This window comes from Pseudomonas sp. Leaf58 (assembly GCF_003627215.1).
Taxonomy (GTDB): Bacteria; Pseudomonadota; Gammaproteobacteria; order Pseudomonadales; family Pseudomonadaceae; genus Aquipseudomonas.
The window spans coordinates 1-20,440 of sequence record NZ_CP032677.1; the positions used below are offsets into that span (position 1 = coordinate 1).

16 protein-coding genes are annotated in these 20,440 nt (G+C 60.6%); 10 read left to right on the forward strand and 6 right to left on the reverse strand.

What is annotated here, in order from left to right; translation table 11 throughout:
- Genes dnaA through gyrB form a run of 4 tightly spaced genes read left to right on the forward strand, consistent with a single transcriptional unit; the run spans position 1 to position 6,230 of the window.
- Positions 1-1,542 (forward strand): chromosomal replication initiator protein DnaA, encoded by a 1,542-nt coding sequence (gene dnaA, locus DV532_RS00005; RefSeq protein ID WP_056793854.1) that lies wholly within the window; start codon positions 1-3, stop codon positions 1,540-1,542.
- A gap of 40 nt (positions 1,543-1,582) precedes the next feature.
- Entirely contained in the window at positions 1,583-2,686 is a 1,104-nt protein-coding gene (gene dnaN / locus DV532_RS00010) for a DNA polymerase III subunit beta (RefSeq protein WP_056793852.1), read from the forward strand.
- Positions 2,687-2,701: 15 nt separating this feature from the next.
- Complete coding sequence (gene recF, locus DV532_RS00015) at positions 2,702-3,805, forward strand: DNA replication/repair protein RecF (protein ID WP_056793850.1); 1,104 nt, start codon at positions 2,702-2,704, stop codon at positions 3,803-3,805.
- A 4-nt stretch (positions 3,806-3,809) separates the two neighbouring features.
- A complete protein-coding gene (gyrB, locus tag DV532_RS00020; RefSeq protein WP_056793848.1) occupies positions 3,810-6,230 on the forward strand; it encodes a DNA topoisomerase (ATP-hydrolyzing) subunit B in 2,421 nt (806 codons plus the stop codon).
- Positions 6,231-6,294: 64 nt separating this feature from the next.
- Here the strand turns inward: gyrB and DV532_RS00025 are convergent, their stop codons facing one another.
- On the reverse strand, positions 6,295-7,587 hold the full coding sequence (locus DV532_RS00025) for a sigma-54-dependent Fis family transcriptional regulator (RefSeq protein WP_056793846.1): 1,293 nt from the start codon (positions 7,585-7,587) through the stop codon (positions 6,295-6,297).
- Positions 7,588-7,809: 222 nt separating this feature from the next.
- Here DV532_RS00025 and DV532_RS00030 point away from each other — a divergent pair, with 222 nt between their 5' ends.
- Genes DV532_RS00030 through DV532_RS00040 form a run of 3 tightly spaced genes read left to right on the forward strand, consistent with a single transcriptional unit; the run spans position 7,810 to position 10,817 of the window.
- Positions 7,810-8,694 (forward strand): MBL fold metallo-hydrolase, encoded by an 885-nt coding sequence (locus DV532_RS00030; protein ID WP_056793844.1) that lies wholly within the window; start codon positions 7,810-7,812, stop codon positions 8,692-8,694.
- 39 nt (positions 8,695-8,733) lie between these two features.
- On the forward strand, positions 8,734-10,002 hold the full coding sequence (locus tag DV532_RS00035) for an FAD/NAD(P)-binding oxidoreductase (RefSeq protein ID WP_056793842.1): 1,269 nt from the start codon (positions 8,734-8,736) through the stop codon (positions 10,000-10,002).
- Complete coding sequence (locus tag DV532_RS00040) at positions 9,999-10,817, forward strand: sulfite exporter TauE/SafE family protein (RefSeq protein WP_056793840.1); 819 nt, start codon at positions 9,999-10,001, stop codon at positions 10,815-10,817. The genes DV532_RS00035 and DV532_RS00040 overlap by 4 nt, the downstream gene beginning before the upstream one ends.
- Here DV532_RS00040 and DV532_RS00045 read toward each other — a convergent pair.
- Positions 10,806-11,693, reverse strand: coding sequence for a LysR family transcriptional regulator (locus DV532_RS00045; protein ID WP_056793838.1), 888 nt, complete (start codon positions 11,691-11,693; stop codon positions 10,806-10,808). The genes DV532_RS00040 and DV532_RS00045 overlap by 12 nt on opposite strands.
- 182 nt (positions 11,694-11,875) lie before the next feature.
- Between DV532_RS00045 and DV532_RS00050 the strand changes: the two genes are divergently transcribed.
- Both DV532_RS00050 and DV532_RS00055 read left to right on the forward strand, forming a co-directional pair.
- Positions 11,876-13,522, forward strand: coding sequence for a GMC family oxidoreductase (locus tag DV532_RS00050; protein ID WP_056793836.1), 1,647 nt, complete (start codon positions 11,876-11,878; stop codon positions 13,520-13,522).
- Between the two features lie 96 nt (positions 13,523-13,618).
- Positions 13,619-15,238 (forward strand): MFS transporter, encoded by a 1,620-nt coding sequence (locus tag DV532_RS00055; RefSeq protein WP_056793834.1) that lies wholly within the window; start codon positions 13,619-13,621, stop codon positions 15,236-15,238.
- Between the two features lie 199 nt (positions 15,239-15,437).
- On the opposite strand, the gene DV532_RS00060 is transcribed toward DV532_RS00055, so the two are convergent.
- Genes DV532_RS00060 through glyQ form a run of 4 tightly spaced genes read right to left on the reverse strand, consistent with a single transcriptional unit; the run spans position 15,438 to position 19,799 of the window.
- Positions 15,438-16,223, reverse strand: coding sequence for a 1-acyl-sn-glycerol-3-phosphate acyltransferase (locus tag DV532_RS00060; protein ID WP_056793833.1), 786 nt, complete (start codon positions 16,221-16,223; stop codon positions 15,438-15,440).
- Between the two features lie 46 nt (positions 16,224-16,269).
- Entirely contained in the window at positions 16,270-16,797 is a 528-nt protein-coding gene (gene gmhB, locus DV532_RS00065) for a D-glycero-beta-D-manno-heptose 1,7-bisphosphate 7-phosphatase (protein ID WP_056793831.1), read from the reverse strand.
- Between the two features lie 3 nt (positions 16,798-16,800).
- Positions 16,801-18,855, reverse strand: coding sequence for a glycine--tRNA ligase subunit beta (glyS, locus tag DV532_RS00070; protein WP_056793829.1), 2,055 nt, complete (start codon positions 18,853-18,855; stop codon positions 16,801-16,803).
- Positions 18,852-19,799 (reverse strand): glycine--tRNA ligase subunit alpha, encoded by a 948-nt coding sequence (glyQ, locus tag DV532_RS00075; protein WP_056793827.1) that lies wholly within the window; start codon positions 19,797-19,799, stop codon positions 18,852-18,854. Before glyQ ends, glyS begins: the two co-directional genes overlap by 4 nt.
- Before the next feature lie 83 nt (positions 19,800-19,882).
- Between glyQ and DV532_RS00080 the strand changes: the two genes are divergently transcribed.
- A complete protein-coding gene (locus DV532_RS00080; protein ID WP_056793825.1) occupies positions 19,883-20,434 on the forward strand; it encodes a DNA-3-methyladenine glycosylase I in 552 nt (183 codons plus the stop codon).
- Positions 20,435-20,440: the final 6 nt, after the last annotated feature.

Genomic DNA, 20,440 nt, shown 5'->3' on the forward strand with positions numbered 1-20,440 from the left:
GTGTCAGTGGAACTTTGGCAGCAGTGCGTGGAGCTTCTGCGCGATGAACTGCCTGCCCAGCAATTCAACACCTGGATCCGTCCGCTACAGGTCGAAGCCGAAGGCGACGAGTTGCGCGTCTATGCGCCTAACCGTTTCGTTCTCGATTGGGTCAATGAAAAGTACCTGGGGCGCTTGCTTGAGCTGTTAGGTGAAAACGGCAGTGGCATTGCGCCTGCCCTTTCCTTATTGATTGGCAGCCGTCGCAGCTCGGCACCCCGTGCTGCGCCAAACGCGCCAGTGAGTGCCGCGGTGGCTGCTACGCTTGCGCAAACCCAGGCGCACAGCCAGCCCCAGAAGGCGGTACCGGCGGCTGCGGTCGAACCGGTCGCGATGGCAGCGTCCGAGCCCGTGCTGGTCGATGAACTGGCCGAACCGTCCTCGCGTGATAGCTTCGATGCCATGGCCGAGCCTGCATCGGCGCCGGTTAGCAATGCCCGGACTGAACAGCGCACCGTGCAGGTTGAAGGTGCGCTCAAGCACACCAGCTATCTGAACCGTACGTTCACCTTCGACACATTCGTCGAGGGCAAGTCGAACCAGCTGGCACGTGCGGCTGCCTGGCAGGTGGCAGACAACCCCAAACATGGCTACAACCCGCTCTTCCTTTATGGGGGGGTGGGCCTGGGTAAAACCCACCTTATGCATGCTGTGGGTAACCACCTGCTGAAGAAGAACCCGAATGCCAAGGTTGTGTACCTGCATTCGGAGCGCTTCGTCGCCGACATGGTCAAGGCGCTGCAGCTCAATGCCATTAACGAATTCAAACGCTTCTACCGTTCGGTAGATGCGTTGCTGATCGACGACATCCAGTTCTTTGCCCGTAAAGAGCGCTCGCAGGAAGAGTTTTTCCACACCTTCAACGCCTTGCTTGAGGGCGGCCAGCAGGTAATCCTTACTTCTGACCGCTACCCCAAGGAGATTGAAGGCCTGGAAGAACGCCTTAAATCGCGCTTTGGTTGGGGGTTGACGGTGGCTGTCGAGCCGCCTGAGCTGGAAACTCGCGTGGCAATCCTGATGAAGAAGGCCGATCAGGCCAAGGTCGAGTTACCGCATGACGCGGCCTTCTTTATCGCCCAGCGTATCCGCTCCAACGTCCGTGAACTGGAAGGTGCATTGAAGCGAGTGATTGCTCACTCACACTTCATGGGTCGTGACATCACCATCGAGCTGATCCGTGAATCGCTCAAGGACCTGCTGGCGCTGCAGGACAAGCTGGTCAGTGTGGATAACATTCAGCGTACTGTCGCTGAGTACTACAAGATCAAGATCTCCGATCTGTTGTCCAAGCGGCGTTCGCGTTCTGTCGCGCGCCCGCGCCAGGTGGCGATGGCGCTGTCCAAAGAGCTGACCAACCACAGTCTGCCGGAAATCGGCGACATGTTCGGTGGTCGCGACCATACGACCGTGCTGCACGCCTGCCGCAAGATCAACGAACTGAAGGAATCCGACGCGGACATCCGCGAGGACTACAAGAACCTGCTGCGGACGCTGACGACCTGATGGCCGTCTGCGCAGCTAATTGAAGGCAAGGGACTAGACCATGCATTTCACCATTCAACGCGAAGCCCTGTTGAAACCCCTGCAACTGGTCGCCGGTGTCGTCGAGCGCCGTCAGACCTTGCCGGTCCTGTCCAACGTACTGCTGGTTGTACAAGGCCAGCAATTGTCGTTGACCGGTACCGACCTGGAGGTCGAACTGGTAGGCCGCGTGCAACTGGAAGAGCCGGCTGAGCCCGGCGAAATCACTGTCCCGGCACGCAAGCTGATGGACATTTGCAAAAGCCTGCCGAACGACGCTCTGATCGATATCAAGGTCGACGAGCAAAAACTGTTGGTCAAGGCCGGCCGCAGCCGCTTTACCCTGTCGACCCTGCCAGCCAATGACTTCCCTACCGTGGAAGAAGGCCCAGGCTCGCTGACCTGCAACCTGGAGCAAAGCAAGCTGCGTCGCTTGATCGAGCGCACCAGCTTCGCCATGGCCCAGCAGGATGTGCGCTACTACCTCAACGGCATGCTGCTGGAGGTTTCCCGCAATACGCTGCGTGCGGTAGCCACCGACGGTCACCGCTTGGCGCTGTGCTCCATGAGCGCCCCCATTGAGCAGGATGATCGCCACCAAGTCATCGTGCCACGCAAAGGTATCCTGGAACTGGCACGTCTGTTGACCGACCCAGAAGGCATGGTCAGCATCGTCCTGGGCCAGCACCACATCCGCGCCACCACTGGTGAGTTCACCTTCACCTCCAAGCTGGTGGATGGCAAGTTCCCGGACTACGAGCGCGTTCTGCCCAAGGGCGGCGACAAGCTAGTGGTCGGCGACCGCCAGGCGCTGCGTGAAGCCTTCAGCCGCACTGCGATCCTTTCCAACGAAAAGTACCGCGGTATCCGCCTGCAACTGGCGGCTGGGCAACTGAAGATCCAGGCCAACAACCCCGAGCAGGAAGAAGCTGAAGAAGAAATCAGCGTGGACTACGAAGGTAGCTCGCTGGAAATCGGCTTCAACGTCAGCTACCTGCTGGATGTGCTGGGTGTGATGACTACTGAGCAAGTTCGTCTGATCCTGTCCGACTCCAACAGCAGTGCGCTGCTGCAGGAAGCTGGCAACGACGATTCTTCCTACGTTGTCATGCCGATGCGCCTGTAACCCGTAGCAGGCGAAATGTCCCTTCGACGTCTCATGGTCACCGCGGTGCGCAACTTGCACCCGGTGACACTCTTACCCTCCCCCCGCATCAACATCCTTTACGGCGCTAATGGCAGCGGCAAGACCAGCGTACTTGAAGCCGTGCACTTGCTTGGGCTGGCGCGCTCATTCCGCAGCACCCGCTTGAACCCGGTCATCCAGTATGAACAACCTGCTTGCACTGTATTTGGCGAAGTTCAATTGACTGAGGGTGGTACCAGCAACCTGGGTGTATCACGTGAGCGGCAGGGAGATTTCACTATTCGCATCGATGGGCAGAACGCGCGCAGTGCCGCGCAGTTGGCAGAGCTACTGCCGCTGCAGCTCATCAATCCAGACAGTTTTCGGCTGTTGGAAGGTGCCCCGAAAATTCGCCGCCAGTTCCTCGATTGGGGGGTGTTCCACGTGGAACCTCGCTTCCTGTCGGCCTGGCAACGGCTGCAGAAGGCTCTGCGGCAGCGGAACTCATGGTTGCGGCATGGTACACTTGACCCAGCTTCGCAAGCCGCCTGGGACCGGGAGTTGTGCCTGGCCAGTGCGGAAATAGATGAATACCGTCGCAACTACATCAAGGCCTTGAAGCCTGTCTTCGAGCGAACCCTGAGCGAACTTGTCGAGCTGGACGGGTTAACCCTGAGCTACTACCGAGGCTGGGACAAGGACCGGGAACTGCAAGAAGTACTCGCCTCCTCTCTCCTTCGCGATCAGCAGATGGGCCATACCCAGGCCGGTCCGCAGCGTGCTGATCTGCGCCTTCGTCTGGCTGCCAACAATGCAGCCGACATTTTGTCGCGAGGTCAGCAAAAGCTGGTGGTTTGCGCATTGCGTATTGCCCAAGGCCACCTTGTTAGCCAGGCTCGCCGCGGTCACTGTATTTATCTGGTGGATGACTTGCCGTCCGAACTCGACGACCAGCATCGCCGCGCGCTGTGCCGCTTGCTAGAAGAATTACACTGCCAGGTTTTTATCACCTGTGTAGATCACGAATTACTGAGGGAAGGCTGGCAGACGGAAACGCCAGTTGCTTTGTTCCACGTGGAACAAGGCCGTATCACCCAGACCCACGACCATCGGGAGTGAAGGCATGAGCGAAAATCAAACGTACGACTCCTCCAGCATCAAGGTGCTGAAAGGTTTGGATGCCGTACGCAAGCGTCCCGGCATGTACATTGGCGACACCGATGATGGTAGCGGCCTGCACCACATGGTCTTCGAGGTGGTCGACAACTCGATCGACGAAGCCCTCGCCGGTCACTGCGATGACATCACCGTTATCATCCACCCGGACGAATCCATCAGTGTGCGCGACAACGGTCGCGGCATTCCGGTCGACGTGCACAAAGAAGAAGGCGTTTCCGCAGCCGAGGTCATCATGACCGTGTTGCACGCCGGCGGTAAGTTCGATGACAACTCCTACAAGGTATCCGGCGGTCTGCACGGCGTAGGTGTTTCTGTTGTAAACGCTCTGTCCGAGAAGCTGGTGCTCACTGTTCGCCGTAGCGGCAAGATCTGGGAACAGACTTACGTTCACGGTGTTCCTCAAGCGCCGATGGCTGTTGTCGGTGAGAGCGAGACGACCGGTACTCACATTCACTTCAAGCCGTCCGCTGAAACCTTCAAGAACATTCACTTCAGCTGGGACATCCTGGCCAAGCGTATCCGTGAACTGTCGTTCCTGAACTCGGGCGTTGGCATTTTGCTGAAGGATGAGCGCAGCGGTAAGGAAGAGTTCTTCAAGTACGAAGGCGGCCTGCGTGCGTTCGTCGAGTACCTGAACACCAACAAGACGCCGGTGAACTCCCAGGTGTTCCACTTCAACGTTCAGCGTGACGATGGTGTGGGTGTTGAAGTCGCCTTGCAATGGAACGACAGCTTCAACGAAAACCTGCTGTGCTTCACCAACAACATTCCGCAGCGTGATGGCGGTACTCACCTGGTGGGCTTCCGTTCTTCGCTGACCCGTAGCTTGAACAGCTACATCGAACAGGAAGGCCTGGCCAAGAAGAACAAGGTGGCGACCACTGGCGACGATGCCCGTGAAGGCCTGACCGCAATCATCTCGGTGAAGGTACCGGACCCTAAGTTCAGCTCGCAGACCAAAGACAAGCTCGTCTCCTCGGAGGTGAAAACCGCCGTGGAACAAGAGATGAACAAATACTTCTCGGACTTCCTGCTGGAAAACCCGAACGAGGCCAAGGCCGTCGTTGGCAAGATGATCGACGCTGCCCGTGCCCGTGAAGCTGCACGTAAAGCCCGTGAGATGACGCGCCGTAAAGGTGCGTTGGATATCGCCGGCCTGCCGGGCAAACTGGCGGACTGCCAGGAAAAGGACCCTGCCCTTTCCGAACTGTACCTGGTGGAGGGTGACTCCGCGGGTGGCTCGGCCAAGCAAGGCCGTAACCGTCGTACCCAGGCGATCCTGCCGCTGAAGGGCAAGATCCTCAACGTCGAGAAAGCGCGCTTCGACAAGATGATTTCGTCCCAGGAAGTGGGCACGCTGATCACTGCGCTGGGCTGCGGTATCGGCCGTGAAGAGTACAACATCGAAAAACTGCGTTATCACAACATCATCATCATGACCGATGCTGACGTTGACGGTTCGCACATTCGCACCCTGCTGCTGACATTCTTCTTCCGTCAGCTACCAGAGCTGGTCGAGCGTGGCTACATTTACATTGCCCAGCCACCGCTGTACAAGGTGAAGAAAGGCAAGCAAGAGCAGTACATCAAAGACGACGAGGCCATGGAGGAGTACATGACCCAGTCGGCCTTGGAAGATGCCAGCCTGCATTTGGACGAGTCGGCGCCAGCGGTTTCCGGTGTGCAACTGGAAGCGTTGGTCAACGAATTCCGTAGCGTCATGAAGACCCTCAAGCGTCTGTCGCGCTTGTATCCGGAAGAGCTCACCGAACATTTCATCTACCTGCCGGAGGTGACTCTGGAGCAGTTGGGTGACCACGCTGTCATGCAAGCTTGGCTGGCCCGATTCCAGGAGCGTTTGAACAACAGCCAGAAGTCTGGCCTTGCTTATAAAGCCAGCCTGCGCGAAGACAAGGAACGCAATGTATGGCTACCTGAAGTGGAAATCACCTCTCATGGCCTGGCCAGTTACATCACCTTTAACCGTGACTTCTTCGGCAGCAACGACTACCGCACCGTGGTCAACGTGGGTGCCAAGTTGTCGAGTCTGTTGGGTGAAGGGGCCTATGTGCAGCGTGGCGAGCGCCGAAAAGCTATCGTTGAGTTCAAGGAAGGCTTGGACTGGCTGATGAACGAAACCACCAAGCGCCATACGATCCAGCGATACAAAGGTTTGGGTGAAATGAACCCGGATCAATTGTGGGAAACCACCATGGACCCAGCCGTCCGCCGCATGCTCAAGGTCACCATCGAGGATGCGATCGCTGCTGACCAGATCTTCAACACCCTCATGGGTGATGCGGTAGAACCGCGCCGTGACTTCATTGAAAGCAACGCGCTGTCGGTGTCGAACCTGGACTTCTGATCAGGTGTAGATTGCCAGATACTAGAAAGCCCGCTAATGCGGGCTTTTTAGTGCCTGGCAATAACTAGCTCAGGCCCAGCGCCTTCAAGCGACGATACAGCGTACGCTCACTCATGCCGAGGTGGTTGGCCAGTTCGCTGCGTGAGCCTTTGAACTGTTCCAGTGCTTGCGCAAGCTCACCCAGGTCACTACGCCGTCCCCCTGTCTTCACGGTTGCTACCGGTCTAATCTCGTCCGGCAAATGCTCCGGCCGGATCAGCCCGTCATCGGTAAATAACCGCGCCCTTTCCAGAATGTTGCGCAGCTCGCGAATATTCCCTGGGAACGAATGCAGCCCAAGCTGCTGCAAGGCCTCCGCGCTCAGCTTGGGCGTCGGCTTGCCTGCCGTGCGCTGCAGTAGGCTCTGTGCGAGCAGGGGCAAGTCTTCGACCCGTTCGCGCAGTGCAGGCAGGCGGATCGGGAAGCCGCTGATGCGGTAGTACAGGTCTTCGCGGAAGCTCCCATTCGCGACCATTTGCTTGAGCGGCTTGTGAGTTGCCGACACCAGGCGGAAATCCGAATGCACTGTGCGCAGGCTGCCAACCGGGCGAAAGCTGCCGGACTCGATCAAGCGCAGCAGTTTCACCTGCATCGCCAGCGGCACTTCGCCAATTTCATCAAGGAACAGGGTGCCGCCATGGGCTGCTTCAGCGAGGCCAACCTTGCGCTGGTTGGCACCGGTGAACGCGCCCTTCTCGTAGCCGAACAACTCACTCTCGAACAATGACTCGGTCAGGCCAGTGCAGTCGACCACTACCAGTGGGCCGTTGGCCCGGGGGCTGCCCATGTGCACTGCGCGGGCAAACAGCTCCTTGCCAGTCCCCGACTCACCCTGCAGCAACACCGGGATTTGTGCGGGCGCCGCGCGCTGCAGACTGGCCAGGGCAGCCTTGAATGCTGGCGCCCGGCCGACCAGCCCCTGTTCCTGAGGCTGCGCCGAGGCGAGGGTGATGGTGGTCAGCCGTTCGACAAAGGCTACCACCCTGCCCTGTTCGTCCAGGATCGGCCGTAGCTCGACATCCACATGTTCGGGGCCACGTGGCGTGTGATGAATGTGCAACACCCGCTCCGGTACTTTGCTGTCCCACGCCTTGCGCATCGGGCAATGCTCGCCAGCCTGGTCGCACGGCACGGCGTAGTGGTGCGAGACCTTGTGGCACTTTTCGCCCAGCGGCGCCTGGTCATGCTGGCCGAACTGGCGGCGGTAGGCGGCGTTCGCGGCCAGGATGTTGTAGTCGGTGTCCAGCACGATGGTTGGCAGGGCATCGTGCTCAAGGTAGGAAACCAGGGCTAGGATGAGGGGATGAGCTTCAGGCATGACGGCACCGATTGGATGAGCCGGCGCAGGGTAACAAGGACTGCCAAACACTGCCATTGGCTGACAGTCGACTGCCAGCCGTGCTGTCAGTTTCGCCGACAGCTGTCAGCCGCGGGCCGGATTCATTGGGCCATGCGTAGGAAAAAGCCTGGCATGCATCTTGATAAACCTCCAGTCACTGCCTACGCCTTACAAGGCATGGCGGATAAATTGGAGAACGTGATGATCATCGGCAACAACCTTCACGTGGACGCCTTTTTCGACAAGGCGACCTCGACCATCAGCTATCTGGTCATGGACCGTGAAACCCGGCAATGCGCATTGATCGACAGCGTGCTGGATTATGACCCCAAGTCCGGGCGCACCTGCAGCGCTTCGGCAGACCGGTTGATCGAGCGTGTGGCGGAGCTGAATGCCAGCGTGCGCTGGGTGCTGGAAACCCATGTGCACGCCGACCACCTTTCAGCAGCGGCCTACCTGAAGGAAAGGCTTGGCGGCCATACCGCTATCGGCGCGCACATAACCCAGGTGCAGAAAGTGTTCGGTGACCTGTTCAATGCCGAACCTGGCTTTGCCCGCGACGGCAGCCAGTTCGATGTGCTGTTCGAGGACGAGGAAGGTTTCCGCATTGGCAACCTGCATGCCCGTGCGCTGCACACCCCGGGGCATACACCCGCGTGCATGAGCTTCATGATCGAGGACGGCGGCGAGATCGCGGTGTTCGTCGGCGACACCTTGTTCATGCCCGACTACGGCACTGCCCGCTGTGACTTCCCGGGGGCCGATGCCCGTACCTTGTATCGCTCGATCCGTCGCCTGCTGGCCTTCCCCGACTCGACCCGGCTGTTCATGTGCCACGACTACCTGCCCGGTGGCCGCGACATGCAGTACGTCACCACCGTGGCCGAGCAGCGCGCCAGCAATATCCACATTCACCAAGGCATCGACGAGGCCAGTTTCGTCGCCATGCGCGAAGCGCGCGACAAGACACTCGACATGCCGGTACTGATCCTGCCCGCGGTGCAGGTGAACATGCGTAGCGGCCAGTTCCCCGCACCAGAAGAGAACGGTGTGAGCTACCTGAAGATCCCGCTGAACAAGCTGTAACCGCCCTGCCCTATAACCAGATTTCCAGGATTTACCGCCATGCCTGCCTTGTTGTCCCCAACCAATACCGACCACTACACAGTGGTCATCGTCGGTGCCGGTGCCGCTGGTATCGCCACCGCATCCAGCCTGATCAGCCGTGACCCGTCGCTGGACGTTACCTTGATTGACCCAGCCGACGTGCATTATTACCAGCCCGGCTGGACTATGGTCGGTGCCGGTGTGTTCAAGGCGTCGAGCACTGCCCGCACCATGGCCGCGACGGTTCCGCGTGGGGTGCGCTGGATTAAAGCGCGGGTGCAGGTCTTTGACTCGTTGGGCCAGTTGGTCCTCCTTGAGGACGGGCGGGCCATCCGCTATCAACAACTGGTGGTCTGCCCTGGGCTCAAGCTGGATTGGGCTGCCATCGATGGGCTTAGCGAGACCCTGGGCCGCAACGGCGTCACTTCCAACTACCGCTTCGACTTGGCGCCCTACACGTGGGAGCTGGTGCAGAAACTCAAGCAAGGCCGCGCCGTGTTCAGTCAGCCGCCGATGCCCATCAAGTGCGCGGGCGCGCCGCAGAAGGCGCTGTACCTGTCTTGCGACCACTGGCTGCGCCATGGTCACTTAGGGGCTGTGAAGGCCAGTTTCTTCAATGCCGGCGCGGTATTGTTCGGTGTGGCGGACTACGTGCCCGCGCTGATGAAGTACATCGACAAGTACGCGGTAGACCTCCATTTTGCCCACCGCCTGGTAGCCGTGGACGGCCCGAACAAGCGCGCTACCTTTGTGCGTACCTTGGCCGATGGCAGCAGTGAAACCCGCATCGAAGCCTTCGACATGCTGCATGTTGTACCACCGCAGGTGGCACCGGCGTTCATTCGCGAAAGCCCATTGGCCGATAGTGCCGGTTGGGTCGATGTCGATCCGCACACCCTGCGCCATCGCAAGTTCGGCAACATCCATGCCCTAGGTGACGTAGCCAACACCACCAATGCCAAGACTGCTGCGGCTGCCCGCAAGCAGGCACCGGTGGTAGCCAACAACGTGCTGGTGGCGCTTGGCAAGCTGCCAACGCTGGCCCAGTACGACGGCTATGGCTCGTGCCCGCTTACCGTCGAGCGCGGCAAGATTGTGCTGGCAGAGTTCACCTATGGCGGCAAGCTGGCACCGAGCTTCCCCAACTGGTTGCTCGATGGCCGCAAGCCGACGCGCCTGGCATGGCTGCTCAAGGCGCAGGCGCTGCCACCCCTGTACTGGCAAGGCATGCTCAAGGGGCGCGAGTGGCTGGCACGCCCGCAGTTGGTAGCCGAGGGTGGGCAGTGATCGAACATCAATTATTGGGTGCAGGCCTAGGCGCAATCATCGGCGCTGTGCTGGCATTGACGGGGGCGGGCGGTGGCATCCTCGCAGTGCCTTTGCTGGTATTCGGCCTGGGGCTGTCGATGGTCGAGGCGGCACCGGTCGGTTTGCTGGCTGTAGGCTTGGCGGCGGCGGTTGGTGCTGTGCTGGGCTTGCGTCAGGGCTTGGTGCGCTACCGGGCAGCACTGTTCATCGCACTGATAGGGGTGGCAGCGGCCCCGTTCGGGCTGATGCTGGCGCACCGCCTGCCGAACACGCCACTGCAGTTGGTGTTCGCTGCGGTGCTGGTGTACGCCTGCCTGCGCATCTGGCGCAAGGCGGCCAAAGAGCTGCGCGGTGAAGCCAATGACGCCCATCGCTACATTGAACCCTGTGTGCTGAACCCGTTGCAGGGCCGTTTGCGCTGGACCCTGCCCTGTGCGCGTGCCTTGGCTTTCACTGGCGCGCTGTCCGGGCTTTTGTCTGGCCTGCTTGGCGTGGGGGGTGGCTTCGTCATCATCCCGGCCTTGAACCGCTATACCAACCTACGCATGGCCAGCATCGTTTCCACCTCGCTGGCAGTGATCGCTCTGGTATCTGCCGGCAGTGTGGTCAGCGCCAGCCTGGCGGGGGTCATGCATTGGCAGGTTGGCGCGCCGTTCGCCATCGGCGCGGTGCTCGGTTTGCTGCTGGCGCGGCCACTGGCGGCCAAGCTAGCCGGGCCGCGCTTGCAGCAGATGTTTGCCGTGGCAGGTTGGGCAGCTGCGCTGCTACTGGTCGGCAAGGCGCTACTGGGCTAGCAGTTCGCTCTGTTCGGCCGCGCACAGCGCCAGCAGGTAATCCCACACCACTCGCAGGCGTACCGACTTGTGCAACTCGCGACGGGTGCAGATCCAGTAACTGCGCTGGATAGTCTCGCCAGGTAGCACGCGCACCAGCGTCGGGTCGTGGCGGGCCATGTAGTTGGGCAGTACGGCGATGCCCAGCCCGGCGCGGGCGGCGGCCTGCTGGGCGATCACGCTGGTGCTGCGAAACACCACATTGGGGGCGCGGCAAAAGCTGTTGAGAAACAGCAGCTCCTGGCTGAACAGCAAGTCGTCGACGTAACCGATCCAGCTGTGCCGGGCCAAGTCCTCGCGGTTGTGCAAAGGTGGCGCGCGGTTCAGGTACTCCTGGCTGGCGTACAGCGCCAGGCGATAGTCGGTGAGCTTGCGGGTAATCAGCAGGTCAGCGTTCGGGCGTTCCAGGTGGATACTGATCTCTGCCTCGCGGTTGAGGATGCTGACGAAGCGCGGCACGGCCACCAGTTCTACTTCCAGGCCGGGGTAGCGCTCGAACAGCGCGTTCATGCGTGGGGTGAAAAACATGATGCCGATGCCTTCCGTCACACCTAGGCGAATCTTGCCCAGCGGGGTGATGGCCTGAGTGATTTCTTCCTGCGCCAGCAGGGCGACGTTTTCCATGGCTTCGGCGTGCTTGAGCAGGGCCTGGCCAGAAGGGGTCAGTTCGTAGCCCTGGGCATGCTGCACGAACAGCGCAGTGCCCAGGCTTTGCTCGATGCTCTCGATATGCCGGGCCACCGTGCTGTGGGTGGTATTGAGGCGCTTGGCGGCAGTAAGCAGGCGGCCGCTGCGCTGCAACTCGAGGAAAAACCGCAGATCATTCCAGTCGAACATGCTTATCCTTTTTGGCAGTTCGTTCCGGCCCTTTCGCGGGTGAACCCGCTCTCACAGAGGCCGGTACAGGCTTACCCCTGTGCTAAAACGCACAGCGGCTGCGCGAAATCTCGTGTTTCACCCACGAAATTACTCACTAAGATGGATCGGGACAAGAATAAAAAACGGGCGCGAGGTTGCACATGCCATCAGCCGATTCTGTCTTCGATTACGTGGTCGTAGGGGCCGGCCCAGCCGGTTGCCTGCTGGCCAATCGTTTGTCCGCCAACCCTGGCTGCCGCGTGTTGCTGCTGGAAGCGGGTGGCCGCGACAACTACCCCTGGATCCACATCCCTGTCGGTTACCTCTACTGCATCGGCAATCCGCGCACCGACTGGTGTTTCAAAACCGAAGCACAGCCTGGCCTGGGGGGGCGCGCACTGGGTTATCCACGGGGCAAGGTGCTGGGGGGCTGTTCCTCGATCAACGGCATGATCTACATGCGCGGCCAGGCAGCCGACTATGACCGCTGGGCTGAGCTGGGCAACGAAGGCTGGGCCTGGCAGGACGTGCTGCCGCTGTTCAAGGCGAGCGAAAACCACTTTGCCGGCGCCAGCGAGCACCATGGCGGCGAAGGCGAATGGCGGGTCGAGCGCCAGCGCTATAGCTGGCCGATTCTCGATGCCTTCCGTGATGCTGCTGAGCAGAGCGGCATCGGCAAGGTCGATGACTTCAATACTGGCGACAACCAGGGCTGTGGATACTTTCAGGTCAACCAGCGCAGCGGTGTGCGCTGGAATGCCTCCAAGGCGTTCCTGCGGCCGATCAACAACCGCCCCAACCTCACCGTGCTGACCAGCGTGCAGGTTGATCAGGTACTGCTCAACAACACCCGTGCGCGGGCGGTGAAGGCGTTCTGGCAAGGTGCCTGGCATGAGTTTGCGGCGCGTCGCGAAATCATTCTCTGTGCTGGCGCGGTGGGTTCGCCCGGCATTCTGCAGCGCTCCGGCATTGGCCCGCGGCAGCTACTGGAAAGCCTGGGTATTGGTGTGCGTCACCACATGCCGGGCGTGGGTGGCAACCTGCAGGACCACCTGCAACTGCGCCTTATCTACCAAATTCGCAATGCCCGTACCCTGAACCAGATGGCCAACAGCCTGTGGGGCAAGATGGGCATGGGCCTGCGTTACCTCTACGACCGCAGTGGCCCGCTGGCCATGGCGCCGAGCCAGTTGGGCGCGTTCGTGCGTTCGGGCCCGGAGCAGGCCACCGCCAACCTGCAGTACCACGTACAGCCATTGTCACTGGAGCGCTTTGGCGAACCGCTGCATCAGTTCCCGGCCTTTACCGCATCGGTGTGCAACCTGCGCCCGGTCAGCCGCGGGCGTATCGATATCCGCAGCAGCGACATGAACAGCGCGCCGCTGATCGACCCCAACTATCTCAGCGCCCCCCAGGACCTGCGCGTCGCCGCCGATGCCATCCGCCTGACCCGGCGTATTGTCCAGGCCCCTGCCCTCGCCGCGTTCGAACCTAAGGAATACCTGCCGGGCCCGGCCCTGCAAACCGAGGAACAGCTGTTCGAAGCCGCAGGCAAAATCGGCACCACAATCTTCCACCCGGTCGGTACTTGCCGCATGGGCAGCGGTGAAATGGACGTTGTGGATAACCAACTGCGCGTGCACGGCATCCCCGGCCTGCGCGTGGCCGATGCCTCGATCATGCCGCAGATCACTTCCGGCAATACCTGTTCACCCACCCTGATGATCGCCGAGAAGGCGGCGCAACTGATCCTCAAAGGAGCTGCCACCCAGACCTATCTGAACGAAGACGCGATACCGACCCCCTGACCGGGAGCATGCAACACCGGTAGCTTGCGGTCGAAAGCTACCGACAGTGGAACAACAAGAATAATCACTGTGGCCTGCGGGCCGAGGACAGCAACGATGTCGGATTACATCCAAGAGCAGGGTGCGGCGGCCAGCAGCTCCAGCCGTCGTGAAGAACGCAAGATCATTTTCGCGTCATCCCTCGGGACAGTTTTCGAGTGGTATGACTTTTTTCTCTATGGTGCGCTGGCAGCGGTCATCAGCAAGCAGTTCTTCGCTGGCGTGAACGATACCACCGCCTTCATCTTCGCCCTGATGGCCTTTGCCGCCGGCTTTCTCGTGCGGCCGTTCGGCGCGCTGGTATTTGGCCGCCTGGGTGACATGATCGGGCGCAAATACACCTTTCTGGTCACCATCGTGCTGATGGGCCTGTCCACCTTTGCGGTAGGGCTGTTGCCCACCTATGCCAGCATCGGTATCGCTGCGCCGATCATACTGGTGGTCCTGCGCATGCTGCAGGGGCTGGCGCTTGGCGGGGAATACGGCGGTGCGGCAACGTATGTGGCAGAACATGCCCCACACGGTAAGCGCGGGTTCCATACGGGCTTCATCCAGTCCACGGCAACGTTAGGCCTGTTGTTGTCATTGCTGGTGGTACTGGGCAGCCGCTACATCAGCGGCGATCAGTTCGAAGTATGGGGCTGGCGCTTGCCCTTCCTGCTGTCGATCTTCCTGCTGGCGATCTCCACCTGGATTCGCATGAGCATGCACGAGTCGCCAGCCTTCGTGAAAATGAAGGCCCAAGGCAAGGTCAGCAAGTCGCCAATCCGTGAGTCGTTCACCTCTTGGCCCAACTTGAAAGTGGTGCTGACCGCCCTGTTCAGCATCAACGCCGGGCAGGCCGTGACCTTCTATACGGCGCAGTTCTACGTGCTGTTCTTCATGACCCAGATGCTGAAGATGGACCCGGCCCAGGCCAACACCCTACTGATCATCAGCGTGGTGATTGGTGCGCCGTTCTTCGTGTTCTTCGGCTGGTTGTCCGACCGCATCGGCCGCAAGCCTATCCTGATGCTCGGCCTGCTGTTGGCCACTGTGCTGTACTTCCCGCTGTTCAAGGCGCTGAGCCACTACGCCAACCCACAGATCGATGCTGCCAGCCGTCAGGCACCAATCGTGGTCACTGCCGACCCGCAGGGCTGCACGTTCCAGTTCGACCCGGTGGGCAAGGCACGTTTTGACAGCCCATGCGACAAGGTCAAGACATTCCTGGTCAAGCAGGGCCTGCCGTACAGCTCGGTGGACGTTGCCGGCAGCGATGTGGTGGTGAACATCGGTGACAAGGCCATCAATGGCTTCGACGAAGCAGCCATGCGTGCGGCAGTGGAACAGGCGGGTTACCCGGCCAAAGCCGACCCGGCGCAGGTCAATCAGGTAATGGTGGTGGTGCTGATCGTGGCGATGATCCTGATCGCGACCATGACCTATGGCCCGCTAGCAGCGGTGATGGTCGAGCTGTTCCCGACCCGTATCCGCTACACCTCGATGTCGCTGCCCTATCACATCGGTAACGGCTGGTTCGGTGGCTTCCTGCCAACGGTGTCGTTTGCCCTGGTGGTGTACACAGGGGATATCTTCTACGGGCTGTGGTATCCGGTGCTGGTGACGGGGATCAGCCTGGTGGTTGGGATCTTCTGCCTGAAGGAAACCAAGGATGTAGATATCGACAAGGTCTAACGGGGCCCGGGCTGCTCTTATAACACCTGCGTGAGCCCACAAAAAAACCGGCTGTAAAAGCCGGTTTTTTTATACCTCGAAAAACTTATGCACGATTTTCAGAAAAATGTCATACAGGGAAATAAACAGTCAATTCAATCACTTAGCGCTTACTTCAAGCATTTAATCCAAAAATTGCTCACAAGTTATCCACAGACGCTCAGGCCATCTGCTGCGCGGGTTTTTCATCGGCCGGCGGCAGCGAACCCATGGCCCGTTGGGTTGCTTCGTTCCATGCTGCAGCGCGGTCATTAAGCTCGGCAATGGCGCGTGGCCCGGTGCCATTGGCGTACATCGGCGCGCCAATTACCACCTCAATGGTGCCCGAGCGCTTGCCCCAACCGGTCTTCGGCCAGAACTTGCCAGCGTTGTGGGCAATCGGCAGCACCGGCAGCCCGGCATTCACTGCCAGCGCGGTACCACCGCGGGAGAACTTGCCGACGGTGCCGAACGGCACGCGGGTGCCTTCCGGGAATATCAACACCCAGGTCTTCTGCTTGAGCAGCTCATCACCTTGGCTCGCCACCTGGCGCAGGGCTTCCTTCGGGTTGTCCCGGTTGATCGCGATTGGCCGCAGCATGGCCATGGCCCATCCGAAGAACGGCACGTACAGCAGCTCGCGCTTGAGCACCTGGCTCAACGGCGAAAAGTACTGGGACAGGAAGAAGGTTTCCCAAGTGCTCTGGTGGTTGGACAGAATTACACAAGGCTCAGCAGGCACGTTTTCAGCGCCGGTGATCTTGTAGTCGATACCCAGAATGGTGCGCACCAGGAACAGCGCGCAGCGGCACCAGTACACGTTAATGAACTTGTAGCGCTTGGGGAACGATAGGAACGGCGCGATGAAGAAGCTCAGCGAGCACCACAGCAGCGAACTGGTGCCCAGCAGCAGGTAAAAAAGAAAGATTCTGATCGCCTGCAGGATCGACATAGTGGCTTGTACCATTGCGGGGCATGCCCGCCTGAGAAAAATGCGCCAGAAGGCGCATCGTTTAAATTAGTTCTCTGGCGATAGCTGCCAGATCGTCGAAAATAAGTGTAGTTTTGCCGACGCCTTTTTCCAGGGTCCGCTGGCCCTTGCCCGTTTTCACCAACACCGGTTGTGCACCGACGGCCTGGGCGGCCTCCAGGTCACCTTTGCTGTCGCCGACGAACCAGACGCCCTCAAGGCCAACCTGATAATGCTCGGCGATCGCCCGCAGCATGCCAGGCTTGGGCTTGCGGCAATCGCAGCCTTCGTCCGGCCCGTGCGGGCAATACACGATGTGGCCCACTTCACCGCCCTGCTCGGCCACCAGTTCGCGCAGGCGCGCGTGCATGGCCTCGAGGGTTGCCAGCGGGTAGTAGCCACGGGCAATGCCGGACTGGTTGGTGGCCACGGCCACCGTCCAGCCCGCCTTGCTCAACTGCGCGATCGCTTCGACCGAGCCAGGGATCGGCACCCATTCTTCCAGCGTCTTGATATAGGCGTCGGAGTCGTAGTTGATCACCCCGTCACGGTCGAGAATCAGCAGTTTCAAGGTTTACCCCAGCAGCGAGATGTCGGCCACGCCCAGGAACAGGCCGCGCAGGCGGCTGAGCAGGGCATAACGGTTGGCACGTACCTTAGCGTCCTCGGCGTTCACCATCACCGCCTCGAAGAAGGCGTCGACCGGATCGCGCAGGGCCGCCAGGCGGGCCAGCGATTCGCTGTACTGGCGTGCAGCCGCCATCGGTTGCACGGCCTGGTCGGCCTGCTGGATGGCCGAGTACAGGGAGAACTCGTTGGCATTGTCGAAGTACTTCGGTTCAACCTGCTCGGCGATGGCGCCTTCAGCCTTGCTCAGCAGGTTTGACACGCGCTTGTTCACTGCGGCCAGGGCCTCGGCTTCTGGCAGCTTGCGGAACGCTTGCACGGCCTGCACACGCTGGTCGAAGTCCAAGGCGGAGCCTGGCTGCAGGGCCCGTACCGACAGATAGGTGGCTACATCGATGCCTTCGTCTTCGTAGCGCGCACGCAGGCGGTCGAAGATGAACTCCAGCACCTGCTCGGCCAAGCCGGCAGCTTTGACCTTGGCACCAAACTGCTTGACCGCGAACTCGACCGCACCGGTCAGGTTCAGGTCCAGTTGCTTCTCGATCAGAATGCGCAGCACGCCCAGGGCGGCACGGCGCAGGGCGTACGGGTCCTTGCTGCCGGTAGGCAACATGCCGATGCCGAAGATGCCGACCAGAGTGTCGAGCTTGTCGGCGATTGCCACGGCAGCACCGGTGAGGGTCTGCGGCAGCTCGGCGCCAGCACCGCGCGGCATGTACTGCTCGTTCAGGGCCAGGGCAACGTCTTCCGGCTCACCGTCGTTGAGCGCGTAGTAGTAACCGGCAACACCCTGCATTTCAGGGAATTCGCCGACCATCTCGGTAGCCAGGTCACACTTCGACAGCAGGCCGGCACGGCCAGCGCGCTGGGCGTCGCCGCCGATCAGTGGGGCAATGAACGCGGCCAGCTTGGAAACACGCTCGGCCTTGTCGTACACGGTGCCCAGCTGAGCCTGGAATACCACGTTCTTCAGACGCTCGTTGAAGGTTTCCAGTGGCTGCTTCTTGTCCTGCTTGAAGAAGAACTCGGCGTCGGTCAGACGAGGGCGCACGACCTTCTCGTTGCCTTGCACGATCTGCTTGGGGTCACGGCTTTCGACGTTGGCCACGGTAATGAAGCGCGGCAGCAGCTTGCCTTCGCTGTCCAGCAGGCAGAAGTACTTCTGGTTGTCCTGCATGGTGGTGATCAGGGCTTCCTGCGGCACCTCCAGGAAACGCTCCTCGAACGAGCAAACCAGCGGCACCGGCCACTCGACCAGGGCGGTCACTTCGTCCAGCAGCGCCGGCGGCACGATAGCGGTGCCTTCCTGCTGCATGGCCAGCTCAGCGGTGCGCTTGCTGATCAGCTCGCGGCGCTCGGCGAAGTCGGCCAGCACGTAGGCTTTGCGCAGGTCTTCGACGTAGTTGGCCGGGGTGGTGATAACCACGTTTTCCGGGTGGTGGAAGCGGTGGCCGCGGGACTCACGGCCAGCTTGCTGCGACAGGATGGTGCAGTCGACCACCTGGTCGCCCAGCAGCATCACCAGCCATTGGCTCGGGCGCACGAACTCTTCACGGCTGGCCGCCCAGCGCATGCGCTTGGGAATTGGCAGGTCGTTCAGCGAATCTTCGACGATGGTCGGCAGCAGGCCTGCAGTGGCTTTGCCCGGGATGTGCTGGGAGAAGCGCAGCTTGGGGCCACTCTGGTCGATTTCGGCCAGCTCTACACCGCACTTCTTGGCGAAGCCCAGGGCAGCTTGGGTCGGCTCGCCTTCGGCGTTGAATGCCGCCTGCAGGGGTGGGCCGTCAATGTTGATGCTGCGGTCAGGCTGCTGCACGTCCAGTTGGCGGATCAGTACGGCCAGGCGACGCGGCGCGGCATATACCTGCTTGCCGGTGTAGTTCAGGCCAGCGGCCTGCAGGCCTTTCTCGATACCGGCCAGGAAGGCATCGCCGAGGCTGGCGAGGGCCTTCGGTGGCAGCTCTTCGGTGCCCAGTTCTACCAGGAAATCTTGAGCACTCATTGTGCAGCCTCCAGCTTAGCCAACACTTCGTCACGCAGTTCAGGGGTGGCCATCGGGAAGCCCAGGCGTGCACGGGCTTGCAGATAGCTTTGCGCCACGTCCCGGGCCAGGGTACGGACACGCAGGATGTAGCGCTGGCGCTCAGTGACCGAAATGGCGCGACGGGCATCCAGCAGGTTGAAGGTGTGCGACGCCTTCAGGACCATTTCATAGGTCGGCAGCGGTAGGTCCAGCTTGATCAGGCGGTTGGCTTCGCTTTCGTAGAAATCGAACAGCTCGAACAGCTTCTCGACGTTGGCGTGTTCAAAGTTATAGGTCGACTGCTCCACTTCGTTCTGGTGGAACACGTCACCGTAGGTGACTTTGCCGAACGGGCCGTCGGCCCATACCAGGTCGTACACCGAGTCGACGCCCTGGATGTACATGGCCAGGCGCTCGAGGCCGTAGGTAATTTCACCGGTGACCGGGTAGCACTCCATGCCGCCTACCTGCTGGAAGTAGGTGAACTGAGTGACTTCCATGCCGTTCAGCCAGATTTCCCAGCCCAGGCCCCAGGCGCCAAGGGTCGGCGATTCCCAGTTGTCTTCGACAAAGCGAATGTCGTGGACCAGCGGGTCCAGGCCGATGGCTTTCAGCGAGCCCAGGTACAGCTCCTGGAAGTTGGCCGGGTTTGGCTTGAGCACCACCTGGAATTGGTAGTAGTGCTGCAGGCGGTTGGGGTTTTCGCCATACCGCCCGTCGGCGGGGCGACGGCTAGGCTGCACATAGGCGGCGTTCCAGGTCTCTGGGCCGACGGCGCGCAGGAACGTGGCGGTATGGAAAGTGCCGGCGCCTACTTCCATATCGTAGGGCTGAAGCACCACACAACCTTGAGCTGCCCAGTAGTTTTGCAGGGCGAGGATCAGGTCTTGGAAGGTACGCACGGCTGGCGTAGGCTGGCTCACGAAATTCACCTGTATCTGGGGATGCGGATGTAAAGAGCGGGAGTATAACCTGATTCGCCTCGCCCTCTACTCATTGGAGCCTTATGCCACGCTGCTTTTGGTGTACCGACGATCCGTTGTACCAGGCCTACCATGACCAGGAATGGGGAACACCCCAGCGTGACCCGGCGTTGCTGTTCGAGATGCTTTTGCTCGAAGGGTTCCAGGCGGGCTTGTCATGGCTCACCGTATTGCGCAAACGCGAGCGTTATCGCGAGGTGATGCACGGCTTCGACCCGGTGCAGCTGGCCGCCATGAGCGACGAACGTATCGAAGCGTTGATGCAGGATGCCGGGATCATCCGCAACCGCCTCAAGCTCAAGGCCGCCCGGCGCAATGCCCAGGCCTGGCTGGCTGTGGATAACCCTGCCGAATGGCTCTGGTCGTTCGTTGGCGGTGCGCCGAAGATCAACCACTTCAACGGCCGCAGCGAGGTGCCGGCGGTTACCGACGAAGCCAAGGCCATGAGCAAGGCCCTGCAGAAAGCCGGCTTCACCTTTGTCGGCCCAACCATCTGCTATGCGTTCATGCAGGCCACCGGCATGGTCATGGACCACACCACCGATTGCGATCGCTACGCCGCCTTGTTGCGCTGAGGGGTT